This is a genomic window from Niveispirillum sp. (genome assembly GCF_017996735.1).
In the GTDB taxonomy this organism is placed as follows: domain Bacteria; phylum Pseudomonadota; class Alphaproteobacteria; order Azospirillales; family Azospirillaceae; genus Niveispirillum.
In genome coordinates this window covers 1-13,807 of record NZ_JAGOGJ010000019.1, presented here as the reverse complement: position 1 = coordinate 13,807, position 13,807 = coordinate 1, and the positions used below count along the sequence as shown (strand labels likewise).

Here is a 13,807-nt window from a genome sequence, read left to right as displayed (position 1 = left end):
GATGGGCGCCGACCTTCACGACATAAGCTATGTCCGCATTGGCGCGTCGGACCTGGACGAGAGCGTCGAATTCGCCACCCGCATCCTGGGCCTGGAACTGGTGGACCGGGACGCCACCTGCGCCTATCTGCGCGGGGACAACCGCGACCACAACCTTGTCTATACGAAGGGGGTGAATTCCGGCCATGTGCTGGGGTTCGAGGTCAAGAGCATGGAGGCGCTGGAAACCGCCGCCGTGATGTTCGAGCAGGCTGGCGTCACGGTTCGCCACGGTACGTCGGAGGAGCGTGAGCAGCGCCGCGTCGGCGGCCTGATCACCATCCAGGACCCGACCGGCAACAATATCGACCTGGTGGCCCGCCCGGCGGCCAGCGGCCGGCGCTATTTTCCTACCCGCGATGCCGGTATCACGGATTTCAGCCATGTCGGCCTGCGCACGTCCGACCCGCGCCAGGACGAGGCGTTCTACACCAGGCTGATGAGCGCCAAGGTCAGCGACTGGATCGGGGATGCGGCCCTGCTGCGCATCGACGAGGTCCATCATAAGATTGCCCTGTTCCCGTCCACCTATGCCGGCGTCCAGCACATCAATTTCCAGACTGAGAGCCATGACGACATCATGCGCTCCTGGTACTTCCTGCGGGACAACAATGTTCGCATCGCCTTCGGCCCCGGCCGGCACCCCACCTCGGGCGCGCGGTTCCTGTATTTCTACGGGCCGGACGGCATGGTCTATGAATATTCCACCGGCGTGCGCCTGATCACGGCGGAGGACGAGAAGACCTATGTCCCCCGGCAATTCCCCAAGGCCAAGGCCAGCTTCTGCAGCTGGGGCTCCGTCCCCGACATCAGCGAGTTCAGCGCGGTGGTGAAGGCGGGGGAGAAGGCGGCACCCCATGCCGCCTGACAACGCCCTGGCCGTGCGGCTGGCCGCGCGGGCGCTGGGGCGGCACGGGCTGGCCCATGCCTATGGCCATGTCAGCGCCCGTGTCGATGGCGGCCATTTCCTGGTGTCGCCGCCACAGCCGCTGGGCAGCGTGGCGGTGGGCGATCCCGGCGTGGCGGTGCCGCTGGACGGTCCGCTGCCGTCCCGCGCCCTGCCGGAGGTGCGCATGCACCGTGCCATCTACCGGCGGCGGCCCGATGTCGGCGGCATCTGCCGGTTCCAGTCGCCGGCCCTGATGGCGCTGTCGGCCTTGGGCCGGACGCCGCGCGTCCTGCACGGGCTGGGCGCCTATTTCTCGCCGTGTCCGCCCCTGTGGCCCGGCACCGCCCTGGTCCGCGACGATGACAGCGCCGGGGCCGTGGCCGGGATGCTGGGACCGGGGCGGGCCATCGTGCTGCGGGGCAATGGCGCCGTCACCGCCGGCGCCTCGCTGATGGAGGCGGCCTGCCTGGCCTTCTTCCTGGAGGATGCCGCCCGCCTGGAGATCGCGCTGCTGCCGGCTGCCGCCGGCGGGGCGGAGCCCATCCCCTATACGGCCGACGAGGCGGCGCAGCGCGCCGTGGGGACCGGCGGCCTGTTCGAACGCATGTGGCACTTCCTGTGCGCCGGAGATTCCGAATGGCAATTGCAGAACTGAACCGCGCGATGAACGATGTCGCGCGCGACGAACAGGCGGCCGCCCTGCGGCGCTGCCACGAGACGGGGGCGCCCATGCCGGCGCTGCGCCGGGCCTTTCCCGACGCCACCATCGACGACGCCTATGCGATCCAGGCGGCCAACACCGCCTGGTGGGAACGGCAGGGCCGCCGCGTGGTGGGGGCCAAGATCGGCCTGACCGCGCGCAGCGTGCAGCGGCAGCTGGGCGTGGACCAGCCGGATTTCGGCCATCTGTTCGCCGACATGGAGGTGGAGGATGGTGCCGTCGTACCGGCAGGCCAGCTGATCCAGCCCAAGGTGGAGGCGGAGATCGCCTTCGTGCTGGACCGGCCGGTGGACACCGCCCGGCTGACGGCTGCGGAACTGATCGGCTGCGTGGCCCATGTGCTGCCGGCGATCGAGATCGTGGACAGCCGCATCGCCGGCTGGGACATCGGCATCGTCGACACCGTGGCCGACAACGCGTCTTCCGGCCTGTTCGTGCTGGGCACCCGGCCCGTGCCGCTGGCGGCGGTCGACCTGCGGCTGTGCGGCATGGTGCTGGAGAGGAATGGCGATCAGGTCTCCTTCGGGGCCGGTGCCGCCTGCCTCGGCAACCCGCTGCACGCGCTGGCCTGGTTGGCGCGGCGCATGGCGGCCCTGGGCCGTCCCCTCAACGAAGGGGATGTGGTGCTGGCCGGCGCCCTGGGGCCCATGGTGGCGGTGGAGCCGGGCGACTTCGTGGAGGCGCGGATCGAGGGGTTCGATCCCGTCCGTGTTTCCTTCGCCGAAAATACCAAGTCCTGATGAGTGGTACTCATCGGGACCTGGTTCGGCAGCGACTGCCGCCGCGCGCCTCGTGGCGCGTAGCCAAGCCACCGGATGGTGGCGCCGGCGATTGAGGCCGGTGATCGGTTCCGCTCACCGGGACCTGGGAATAATCCGGGAAAAAAAGGGGTTCGACCTTGTCCGAACTGATGGAAATCGCCGCGCGGCTGGATGCCGCCATGTTCAACGCCACCGCCACGCCGCAACTGGGCGATACGCTGTCGGTGGCGGATGCCTATCGCGTGCAGGAAGCGTCCATGGCGCGCCGCTATGCCCGCGGCGAGCGCCGCGTGGGCATCAAGATGGGCTTCACCAGCCGCGCCAAGATGGCCCAGATGGGTGTCGACGCGATGATCTGGGGCCGGCTGACCGACGCCATGCTGGTGGAGGATGGCGGGGCCGTCCGCTTCTCCGCCTATGTCCACCCGAGGGTGGAACCGGAGATTGCGTTCCTGCTGAAGGCGCCGCTGCCGCGCACCGTGACGCCGGCCGGCGCCCTGGCGGCGGTGGGCGGCGTGGCGGCGGCGCTGGAGATCATCGACAGCCGGTATGAGAATTTCAAGTTCTCCCTGACCGACGTCATCGCCGACAACAGTTCCTCGTCGGGCTTCGTCATCGGTCCCTGGGCCGATCCCGCCATCGACCTGTCGAACCTGGGCATGATCATGGAGATCGACGGTCAGCCCCGGCAGATCGGGTCTTCCGCCGCCATCCTGGGCAACCCGCTGCGCTCGCTGGTGGCGGCCGCCCGGCTGGCCCATGACGCGGGGGAACCGCTGGGGGCCGGCGACATCGTGATGGCCGGCGGGGCGACGGCGGCGGAGCACCTGTCCGTTGGCAACCATGTCCGGCTGGTGGTCAGCCGGCTGGGCAGGGTGGAATTCCGGGTCGGATGATCGCCTTGTTGGATTTCCCGGTCCGGCCCCGGTAAGGTACGGGCGCATGTCACCAGGGACGGACGAGGAGCACGTGGACAAGATCGAGTTCAGGAGAAGATTGCAGATGTTTTCGCTCCTGGAGGCGCCCGGCCATCTGTTGCGGCGCAATCACCAGCGCTCGTACGAGATTTTCGTGCGCCTCGTCGGTGAGGATGTGACGCGTCAGCAGATCGCCCTGCTGGTGGCCTTGGCCAAGCGGCAGGGAGCCTCGCAGAGTGATCTGGTGGAGGCCACGGGCATCGACAAGAGCACGATGAAGGAGATGGTCGGGCGCATGGTGTCGCGCGGCTGGGTGGAGCGCGAGCGCGACCCGCAGGACAATCGCGCCTGGGTGATGAGGATCACGGAAGCGGGCTGCGCGCTGTTGGCCGAGAGGCTGCCGGGAGTGGAGGAGGCCCAGCGGCAGATCATCGCCCCGCTGTCGCCCGCCGATCGCGAGACGTTCCTGCGCTGCCTGCGCATCCTGGCGGGGATAGACGCGGATCCGGGCCAGGATGTCTCGGAGGACGGAAGCATCTGATGCCGCCATTGTGTCAGCCATCAGCTTTTGCTGGACAGAGATTCGCCTCTTGATACGCTAGCCCGGTTGGCTGTGGCTGAACGGGAAGGCGCTTTGGACGCCGCACAGGCGGTATTCGCCGCCGCCCCCTGCAACATTTGTTGCACCTACCCGGCTACTATGACCTTGCGTTGGGTTTGCTGTCTCGGACAAGCTACGCTGCAACACGAAATAGCCCGTTGCGGTTTTCGGCAGCCAGCAGTTTCAGCATTCGACAATCCCTGAGGGCGGGTCGCAAGTCGAGAGCAGATCCTGCCCCCGCATCCACCGATGGTAAGCCAACCGGCAGAGGTAATTCTCTGCCGGTTGTTGCTCTTATAAGCCCTACCAACGCACCCCGCAGAAGCGCACGCACTTCGCCAGGGCGGGATCCCGGTTCCAGCACCACGCCAGTGATCAGGGACCGGATCGTTCCCATCGCCGCGGTGCATTGGTCGGGATCGGCCAATTCCTCCTCCAGCCGCGCGATCATTGTCTGGTACTGGCCGGCGATGTCGGCCGGCACGTCCAGGGCAGGGATGATGGGCATGGCGGCCAGCTTGGCCCGCAACTCGGCCTCCTGGCACTCTAACTCCTCCAGCCGGGCGATCAGGGATTTCTTGGACTTGCCCGGAAGAAGTGGAGAGCGATGTCCTTAATGTCAGATAGGATATCGCCCCATGACGAATGAGAAGAAGCGCGGTCGGGGCCGGCACGCGCATTTCACGGCTGAGTTCAAAGCCGAGGCGGTTCGCCTGACCCAGACGAGTGGTCGTCCTTTGCGGGTGATTGCCGAAGATCTTGGTGTTGGGCTATCGACGCTGGGTAAGTGGGTTTCATCGGCCAAAGAGGCTGATCTTCTTTCCGGCCCGCATGAGGACACCGCCAGGGAACTGGCGCGTCTTCGCAAGGAAAACGAGATTCTGCGGCAGGAGCGCGACCTGCTAAAAAAAGCGGCCGCCTTCTTTGCCAAGGAGACCATGAAATGAGGTTCAAGGTCATCGAGGCAGAGAAGGCGAATGTGCCGCTCCAGCGTGCCTGCGCGTTGCTCGACGTCAGCGAAAGCGGCTTTTATGCCTGGAAAGGTCGCACGCCAAGCCTGCGCCAGCGCGAGGACATGGTTCTGCTCGCCCATATCCGGGCCGAGTTCCGGACATCCAATGAGACCTATGGCAGCCCGCGCATGACGGCAGAGCTGAACGAGGACGGTATTGCCGTCGGGCGTCATCGCGTTGCCTGGCTCATGCGCGATAATGGCCTGAAAACCTTGCAGAAGCGCCGCTTCAAGAAAACGACGGACAGCGACCACAAAGGCCCGGTTGCCGCCAATGTCCTCGACCAGGATTTTGCCGCCGCCGGACCAAATGAGAAGTGGGGCGTCGACATCAGCTATGTCTGGACCGCCGAGGGCTGGCTCTATCTGGCCATCGTGCTCGAACTCTATTCGCGCCGCATCATCGGTTGGGCGGTGTCCGACAGGCTGAAGAAGGATCTCGCCCTAAACGCCCTCAGGCGCGCCATCACTATCCGCAGGCCGCCGAAGGGCGTCATTCACCACTCCGATCGCGGCAGCCAATATTGCTCGGACGACTACCAAAAGCTCCTGTCCGCCTATGGTTTCATCGCCTCCATGAGCGGCAAGGGAAACTGCTACGACAATGCCATGGTGGAAACCGTGTTCAAGACGCTGAAGGCGGAACTGGTCTGGCGAACCGTCTTCAAAACCCGCATCGCCGCCGAAACTGCCATTGGCCGATACATCGACGCGTTCTATAACCCAACAAGAAGGCATTCAGCCTTGGGCTTCAAAACCCCAATCCAGTTCGAGAGCTTGCCTCGCAAGCTGGCAGCATAGCCAACCAATCGCTCTCCACTTTTTCCGGTCAAGTCCAAACCGCCTCGGCTTTGAACTCAGCCGTGAAATGCGCGTGCCGACCCGGACCGCGTTTCTTCTCATTCGTCATGGGGCAATATCCTATCTGACATTAAGGACATCGTTCTCCACTTTTTCCGGACAAGCCCATCCTTGGCGTATTCGGATTTCGGAACAAATGTCTCGTTGGCTCACAAAGGACCGTTTGCGGGACAGGGGGACCTGCTGCAGTGCGCGCCAGGCAGCACCGGCGATGCGCGAACTGTCAGGCCGAGGGCGACGGTCTCCATCTCTTAACTGGCGCTGAAAGTTGCTCCATAAAGGTCCAGCCCTCCACCAATTAGCCTCATGGGGACCTGAAAATTCCCCTGGCCGACAATGGCGGATTCGCGAGCCTCTTGCGTCTTCCTTGACGAGGGGCATCGACCATATGTCGATGACGGGTCGGGAGGGGAAGCACCAGTTCGATGATGGATGATCGGGAGTCTAGGGAAAGAGCGGACTGGTTTGCCCGAAACGTGTTGCCGCTGGAACCGCGGCTTCGCGGATGGCTGGTGCGTGCCGGTTGGAACCAGACGGAAATCGAGGATCTGGTTCAGGAAACCTATGCCCGGCTGATCGGCGTCGCTCCCACCGGCATTGGACATCTGAGCGGACTGATCTTTTCCATCCTGCGCAACCTTACGGCGGACCAGGTGCGACGACGGCGGGTCGTTCCTATCCACTCCGTCGCGGATATTTCCCGACTGGCCGGCGTCGATCCCGCCCTGTCCGCCGACGCCCGCATCAGCGAAAGGGAGGAGGAGGAGCGGCTGCGTCATGCCATCGAACGTTTGCCCACACAATGTCGGCAGGCCTTCGTCCTGCACAAGATCGAGGGTCTCACCCTGGCACAAACAGCCGAGCAACTGCATATCAGCCGCAGCACAGTTGAAAAACACATCGCCCGCGGGATGCGTCTATGCGCCGACTGGTTGACAGCGCCCGATGAAGGACTGCTGTCGCAACAGGGCAGAGGCCCCCGCCGAGCCCAGGAGAATTGAGTGGAACGCAAACGCACCATCGAGGCAGAAGCCGCAGAGTGGCTGGTCCGTCGTTCCGAGGGGCGACAGGACCCGGCTGCCGACGCTGCCTTTCAGGCCTGGCGGGATGCCGACCCGCGGCATCAGGGGGCCTATGTCCGCCTTCAGGCTGTTGACGCCCGGCTTGCGCGGCTGCGCGCGGCCAGCACAGGGAGGATGGAGCCACCCGCCTGGCGACGGGCCATTGCGCGTCACCCGCTGACGGCCGCCGCACTGGCAGCCTGTCTTCTGATGACCGTCGCCCTTGGCGCCGCGCTTTGGCCCGGTCCTGTCGACCTGGAAACGGCAGTAGGGGAACAGCGGCGCAGTGTGCTGGCCGATGGATCGTCGGTGGAACTGAACACGGCCACCCATCTGGCTATCGACCTGTCCGCAACCCTGCGGGAAATTCACCTGGAGCAGGGTGAGGCCCTGTTTCAGGTGGCCAAGGACAAGGCGCGCCCCTTCGTCGTGCGCACACCGTTGGCGGATGTGCGGGCTGTCGGCACCGCCTTCACCGTGAATATCGATGGCGGCGATCTGGCCGTGGCCGTCAGCGAAGGGGTCGTGTCCATCGAACAGGCCGGCCGTGAGCTGACCCGCGTCGCGGCCGGCCAGAACTTCCGCATGACCCCGGACGGACACAGCCAGCAGGAGGAGCACCCGGTCGCGGAATTGGAGCGGCTGCAATCCTGGCGAAGCGGCCGGCTGGTCTTTGCCGGCGAAACGCTGGCAGCGGCGGCGGCGGCTTTCAATCGCTACAACCATCTGCATATCGACATCCCCGATCCATCCATTGCCGCCCTGCAAGTCGGCGGCTCCTTCCGCGCCACCGATCCCGCCGGCTTCACCGACGCGCTGGTTCAGTCCTTCCCCGTCGGCGTCCAGCGGCAGGGGAACCGGCTGATCCTGACCCGACGGCAGGATCAGTCCGGCAACAAGGAGAATGTTCAGGGTAAAAATAATTTAGAGTAACAGTGGCGGACTTTGGAAACACCTGCGTCTTCCTCTGCGCATAACCGATCAAATCGGAGCGCAATCCAAAGAACAGGGAACTACGCATGTCTCTCAATCGACAGAGTCCATGCCGGCCGGCATGGACAAGAACCCGCCATTTCCTTATGTGTGGCGCCGCTCTCCTTACGTTTACATCCATCATCCCAGCAGCTTCAGCCCAGGACAGCCGCCCCACGTCCGCCTACACGCGATCATTCCGCATTCCCGCCGGCGATGCCGCCCAGTCCCTGAACGAACTGGCCCGCCAGGCCGAAATCCAAATCGTCTTTCCCTATGACGCCGTCCGCGGCAAGAGCACGCCGGCCGTCAATGGGACCTATACGCCGTCCGAAGCCCTGAATCTGCTGACGGCCGATCTGGACCTGCTGGTGACGACGGGCGCCAATGGTGTGGTGACCTTGGCGCCGCGCGCCAATGCGCCGGCCATTCCCGTCCGCAAATCGGCACTGGAGCCCGGAGCCAACGGCGACCTGCTGGAAGAGATTGTCGTGACCGGCACCTATATCCGGGGTTCCCACGGCGTCGGTACCAATGTCATCACCATTGACCGGGCTGCCATCGACCGCGCCGGCTTTGCCACGGCCCGCGACATCATCCGCAGCCTGCCGCAGAATTCCCGTGGCGGCGTGGCCGAGAACACGGTGATCGGCCAGGCCAGTTCCAATTTCACCTCCGGTTCGGCCGTCAACCTGCGCGGCCTGGGCACGGATTCCACACTGGTGCTGGTGGATGGGCGCCGCATTCCCGTGGCCGGCATCGACGCCAATTTCGCCGACATCTCCTCCATCCCCGCCGGTGCCATCGAGCGGGTGGAGGTGCTGCCGGACGGTGCATCGGCCATCTATGGCGCCGATGCCGTGGCGGGCGTGGTGAACTTCATCATGCGCACCGACTATGAAGGGGCGGAAACCAAGGTGCGCTATGGCAGCGTCACCGATGGCGGGCTTCGCGAACTGACGGTGAACCAGACCTTCGGCACGGCCTGGACGGGCGGCAATGCACTGCTTTCCTATGAACATTACGAACAGAAGCCGCTGCCCTACAGCGATCGGTCCTTCACCCGCAGTGCCGACCTTCGCCCCCTGGGCGGGGATGATTTTCGCGGCATCTACAGCAGCCCCGGCAACATCCTGGACAATAATTTCCAGCCGCTCTACGCCGTCCCCAAGGGGCAGGACGGCCGCCACCTGACCAATGCCGACCTGCTGCCGGGGCAGATAAACCGCGCTGATAACAAGTCGGCGAATTCAGACATGTTCGCCCGGCAGAACCGGGACAGCGCCTATGCCAAGCTGAATCAGGATATCACCGAGGGCATCTCCGCCTTTGCCGAGGGACGTTACAGCGAGCGCAACGCCCGCTTCCGGAGTGGTCCGCAGAGCTCTCTGGTGTTCGTTCCGGCCAGCAATCCCTTCGTCGTCGATCCCTTCAATCGCGGCTTCACCTATATCGCCTATGATTTCACGCCCGACCTGGGGGAGTATGTGAATGACAGCAAGGTGAAAACCGGGGCCGGGGTGGTCGGGGGCAGCGCCGATCTGTTTTCGGATTGGCAATTGCGCGTCTATACCGCCTACAGCGAAGAACGCAGCAAGCGTCTGACCAACGGCATCGACATGACGGCGCTTTCGGCGGCGCTGGCCGATCCCAATCCGGCGACGGCCTTCAACCCTTTTGGCGATGGCTCCTTCACCAATGCGGCGACCTTGGCCGGGTTGCGGGCGATCAGCAACATGAAATCGGATTCCTGGATCTGGTCCGGGAATGCCATCATGGACGGCACCCTGTTCACCTTGCCGGGCGGGGCCGTGAAGCTGGCGGTTGGAGCCGACTACCGCATGGAACGGCTTGATTTCTCCATCGACAGTCCCGGCTTCAGCTACTACCTGGAACGGCGCCTGCGCCGTGACGTGACGGCCTTCTTCGGCGAGATGATCATTCCGGTCGTCGGGGCCGGCAACAGCCTGCCCGGGATCGAGCGGCTGACCCTGTCCGTCGCCGGCCGGCACGAAAGCTATGAGGATGAGAAAATCCAGCCCGGCGGCAACCTGAAGCGCGACCCGGGTTCCACCACCAACCCCAAGGTCGGCCTGGAATGGGTGCCGGTCAATGACCTGACGCTGCGCGCCGCCTACGGGAAATCCTTCCGGGCGCCCAATCTGCCGACGCTGGGCAACCCCACCAACGCCGGCCCCGTGGTTCTGGACGATCCGACCTCTCCCACCGGGCATTCCGCCGGCATCTACCGGCAGGGCGTGGATGATAATCTGCGCAATGAGAAATCGAAGAACTGGACCTTCGGTTTGAATATGAAGCCGGAACAACTGCCCGGCTTCACCTTCGACGCCAGCTATTTCGGCATCCGCTTCAAGGACCGGATCAGTACACCTTCCGCCCCCGGCTCCGTGCTGTTCCAGGAAGACCGCTACCGGTCGATCATCACCCGGAACCCGACCCAGGCCCAGATCGACGCCGTCTGCGACGCCACCTTCCAGGGTGACCGGTCCGTCTGCGTCCAGGGGGGGATCGCCGCCATCATTGATGGCCGTCTTCTCAACATCGCCACCTCCGATGTGGACGGCATTGATGCCAATGTCGCCTATGGTTTCGACAGCGGTGGATATGGCCGGTTCGATGCCACCCTGGGCGCCAGCTATATCCTGAACTTCAAGGAATCCTTCGGCTCCTCCTCCGCCGTCTATGATCTGGTCGATACGGTTCATCACCCGATCGATCTGGTCATGCGCAGCAGCCTGACCTGGACCGGGGACCAGGGGCTTTCGGTGACCGGTTTCGTCACTTATCAGGACAGCTACACGGACGATGTCTCCGCCTCCAACCGCAAGATCGACAGCCACACGACCTTCGACCTCGCCATCAGTTACGACACGGCGGAAAGGTTCCAGGGCGGCTGGATGCGGGACTGGCAGGTGAGTTTGAACGTGCAGAACGTCTTCGACAAGGATCCGCCCTTCGTCAACAACCCGCTGGGCATGGGCTACGACCCGGAAAATGCCGACCCGCGCGGCCGCTTCATCTCCCTCGGCATCGCCCGGAAGTGGTGACGCCAACCCGCCGCCGGGTCTTCTGCTTCCCCGGCGGCGGGTTTTTTCATTCCACGGGCGGCATCGTCCGCCTGTCACCCATAAAGGGTACCATCATGTCATCATCGGTTCTTGTTCTTCGCGCCGCGGCGCGACGGTGCATTGCCTTGTCCGTCCTGGCGCTGTTCGCCCTGCCGGTCACCGCCCAGGATACGGCCAGACGGCCCATCGCCGTGAACGATGTGGTCGAAATGACCCGGCTGATTGATCCCGCTGCCGTGCTATCGGGGCAGTCGCCCCTGATCGTGAAACTGTCGCCGGACTACCGCCATTTCGTCATCGCCACCCAGAAAGGCGACCTTTCCACGGGCGAGAATATCTATCGCATCACGCTTTACCGCACGGATGAAAGCCTGGCCTATATCAATGGCGGTGACACGCGTCCCACCGGGCGGGATATCCTGGTGACCCGGTCGGCGGCGAACCTGGAAGCGGTGGGCGGCATTCACTGGACCGACGGCGGACGGAATCTGGCCTTCGTTGCGGCCGTAGACGGCAAACCGCATCAGGCCTTCCTCTACGATACAGAAACCCAGAGGATGCGCGCGATGACGCAGCATCCGCGCCGGGTGCAGGCATTCCAAACCTCCAGCGATCAAAGCCGCGTCGCCTTCTCCGCCACGGTGCCCAACCGGATAGAGGAATGGGACAAGCCGTCCTTCCCCCTGGTGGACCGGAGCATCCACCAGATCGTCCAGCAGGGGCGTGAAAACATCGTCTCTCTATACCGGGTCTATGTCGGCAAGCCGGACGGGGCCAAGGCTGAACTGCCGGTCGGCATTGGCGAAGGCAACATCCCCCCCCTCTACAGCCTGTCACCAGACGGGCGTCAGCTGGCGGCACTGACGGATATGCCGACGGATCCGGCCTGGGCAAAACATCTGCCCCAGGATCTGGGCGGCCAGATTGGCGCGCCGCACGCGTGTCAAGTGGATGGGCCGGAAGGCGGCAGCGTTATCTGCTGGCCCCACTTTGTTCTGTTCGACCTGGAAAAAGGAACCAGGAAGAAACTGATGGCGGCCCCGGCCGGCATGCGCAGACAAGGCGTATGGTCGATCGCCTGGCTGGATAACAACAATGTCCTGATCGGCAATGTGATGGCGGCCAAGGGTGACGGGGTGATCCCCACTGTACAGGCCGTCGATACGCGCACAGGCAAGGCGACGATTGTCACCACCTTGACCGGCACCTCAAATACCGGTGCCCAGATCTCCGAGATCGCGCCCGACGGCAAGGATGGCGCCACCCTGATATTCCAAGAGTTGGCCAAGGGAAGCACCACCGAGAGGCACTTCAGCAAGGCCGGCGGAAAGTGGCGCGAAGAAGGGCCGGCGAAGATGAAAGAGGCAGCCCCCATCAAGCTGTGGGTGGAACAAGGATATAACCGCGCCCCGGACATCGGTGGGGAGGATATCCGGACGGGCCGGCGGCGGACCCTGACGGACCTGAACCCGCAATTCGCCAGCCTGTCGCTGGGCCATGCCGGCCAGGTGGAATGGCGGGATGCGTCCGGCCGCGACTGGCAGGCGAACCTGACCCTGCCGGTGGGGTACGAACCCGGCCGCCACTATCCGTTAATCATCCAGACGCATGGCTATTACGGCGACGTCTTCATCGTTGACGGCCCCTCCCCCGGACCGCATGCAGCCCAGCCGCTCGCCGGCCAAGGCTTCGTGGTGGTGCAGATGGGGGGCAAGGGCGAAGGCTTTGCGACCCACCAGGAACTGGTGGTGAACCAGGCAGGGATCGAGTCCCTGATCGACACGCTTGACCAGCGGGGCATCATTGATCGCGACCATATCGGGCTGATCGGCTGGAGCGGGCTGGGCATGACCGTCGACCATATGCTGGTCTTCTCCAAGTACCGCATCGTTGCCGCTACCACCGCGGACGGCGACAGCACCGGCATGTTCGGCTATGGCGCCCAGGCGAACCGAGGCGGCGGCAACGATTCTCTCCATTATTACGAGGGCATGAATGACAGCTACCCCTGGGGTGCCGGGCTGGACAAATGGATCGCAAACGCCCCCGTCTTCCATCTGGACAAGATCAGGACGGCCGTGCTGGTGGAACAGCTGGGCGGCAACTATGTCAACCCCTACTGGGACAGCTACGCCATCCTGCGCCGCCTGAATAAGCCGGTTGAATGGATGATCTATCCCGACGGCACCCACGTCCTGGTCAAGCCGCTGGAACGGCAGGCCTCCATGCAGACCAATGTCGACTGGTACCGGTTCTGGCTGAAGGGGGAGGAAGATCCCAACCCGGCCAAGGCCGCGCAATATGTCCGCTGGCGGGCCATGCGGGATGCTAAACCAGTGACGGAGTGACAAAATCGGCGGTGACTCCGATATCGGACGGGTAGCGACGGAAATTGGCCCGGTCCAGTTGTCGTGACGCCACCGGTTTATCGTGTGGGGCGATTGACGACCCTGCCGGGGTTTACTCCGGCAGGGTCGCCAGTGCCGAATGCGGCTGCATTGCGCCCCCTTGCGCCATTCACAACGGCCGCATAGCGCCTCCTTGTTGCCTTTCCGCCGTCTTGATGGCCGCCCGGTAAGCAGACATTGGGGCGTGCGTCTTACTTTGAACGCTGCTTGGCGAACAACTCGCCCAGATTGCGATCGGATGCGTAGGTCCGGCCAGATGCTGAGTTCCCCGGCAAAGGACGGTTTAGCGGACGGGTGAGGGGAGGAGAGGAGCCGGTGCGCCCCCTGCGCGCCCCGGCTCCCTCCTTTGACTAGGGCCTGTGGGGATTCAGCGCGAATTGATGACAGCAGCGGCGAGATAGATTATGGCTTCAAAGCTTTTGTCTGTTTTGCAAGCTCTCATGGCGATGCGCTTGAACTCCTTGAGTTTGCAGAAG

The 13,807-nt window shown here is 64.1% G+C and carries 11 protein-coding genes and 1 pseudogene; 10 read left to right on the top strand and 2 right to left on the bottom strand.

All coding sequences use genetic code 11. From position 1 onward, the window contains the following. Position 1: 1 nt before the first annotated feature. The 5 genes from KBA48_RS08875 (at position 2) to KBA48_RS08855 (ending at position 3,868) form a co-directional block, all read left to right on the top strand. Complete coding sequence (locus KBA48_RS08875; RefSeq protein ID WP_292905336.1) at positions 2 to 907, top strand: VOC family protein; 906 nt, start codon at positions 2 to 4, stop codon at positions 905 to 907. After that, entirely contained in the window at positions 897 to 1,583 is a 687-nt protein-coding gene (locus KBA48_RS08870; RefSeq protein WP_292905334.1) for a class II aldolase/adducin family protein, read from the top strand. The genes KBA48_RS08875 and KBA48_RS08870 overlap by 11 nt, the downstream gene beginning before the upstream one ends. Further along, entirely contained in the window at positions 1,565 to 2,389 is an 825-nt protein-coding gene (locus KBA48_RS08865; protein ID WP_292905332.1) for a fumarylacetoacetate hydrolase family protein, read from the top strand. Before KBA48_RS08870 ends, KBA48_RS08865 begins: the two co-directional genes overlap by 19 nt. A gap of 158 nt (positions 2,390 to 2,547) precedes the next feature. Next, complete coding sequence (locus KBA48_RS08860) at positions 2,548 to 3,306, top strand: fumarylacetoacetate hydrolase family protein (RefSeq protein WP_292905330.1); 759 nt, start codon at positions 2,548 to 2,550, stop codon at positions 3,304 to 3,306. A gap of 73 nt (positions 3,307 to 3,379) precedes the next feature. Beyond that, positions 3,380 to 3,868 (top strand): MarR family winged helix-turn-helix transcriptional regulator, encoded by a 489-nt coding sequence (locus KBA48_RS08855; RefSeq protein ID WP_292905328.1) that lies wholly within the window; start codon positions 3,380 to 3,382, stop codon positions 3,866 to 3,868. A gap of 193 nt (positions 3,869 to 4,061) precedes the next feature. Here KBA48_RS08855 and KBA48_RS08850 read toward each other — a convergent pair whose 3' ends face one another. After that, positions 4,062 to 4,457 carry a hypothetical protein gene (locus KBA48_RS08850; RefSeq protein WP_292905326.1) on the bottom strand — a complete coding sequence of 132 codons (396 nt, stop codon included), beginning with the start codon at positions 4,455 to 4,457 and terminating at the stop codon, positions 4,062 to 4,064. A 109-nt stretch (positions 4,458 to 4,566) separates the two neighbouring features. On the opposite strand from KBA48_RS08850, the gene KBA48_RS08845 reads away from it, so the two are divergent. The 5 genes from KBA48_RS08845 to KBA48_RS08825 all read left to right on the top strand — a co-directional run bounded on the left by KBA48_RS08845 (position 4,567) and on the right by KBA48_RS08825 (position 13,271). Beyond that, positions 4,567 to 5,741 (top strand): IS3 family transposase gene (locus KBA48_RS08845; protein ID WP_292905324.1). Its coding sequence is split into 2 segments (ribosomal slippage): positions 4,567 to 4,831 and positions 4,831 to 5,741, totalling 1,176 coding nucleotides; the frame shifts between segments, so codons are not numbered across the junction. 485 nt (positions 5,742 to 6,226) lie between these two features. Further along, positions 6,227 to 6,802 (top strand): RNA polymerase sigma factor, encoded by a 576-nt coding sequence (locus tag KBA48_RS08840; protein ID WP_292905322.1) that lies wholly within the window; start codon positions 6,227 to 6,229, stop codon positions 6,800 to 6,802. Beyond that, positions 6,803 to 7,795 carry a FecR domain-containing protein gene (locus KBA48_RS08835; RefSeq protein ID WP_292905320.1) on the top strand — a complete coding sequence of 331 codons (993 nt, stop codon included), beginning with the start codon at positions 6,803 to 6,805 and terminating at the stop codon, positions 7,793 to 7,795. It begins immediately after the preceding gene. Positions 7,796 to 7,941: 146 nt separating this feature from the next. Beyond that, positions 7,942 to 10,902, top strand: coding sequence for a TonB-dependent receptor (locus tag KBA48_RS08830; RefSeq protein ID WP_292905318.1), 2,961 nt, complete (start codon positions 7,942 to 7,944; stop codon positions 10,900 to 10,902). Between the two features lie 146 nt (positions 10,903 to 11,048). Next, positions 11,049 to 13,271: a prolyl oligopeptidase family serine peptidase gene (locus KBA48_RS08825; RefSeq protein WP_292905316.1), complete on the top strand. Its 2,223-nt coding sequence runs from the start codon at positions 11,049 to 11,051 to the stop codon at positions 13,269 to 13,271. A 427-nt stretch (positions 13,272 to 13,698) separates the two neighbouring features. On the opposite strand, the pseudogene KBA48_RS08820 reads toward KBA48_RS08825, so the two are convergent. Continuing rightward, a pseudogene (locus KBA48_RS08820) lies at positions 13,699 to 13,807 on the bottom strand (IS5/IS1182 family transposase); the annotation flags it as partial.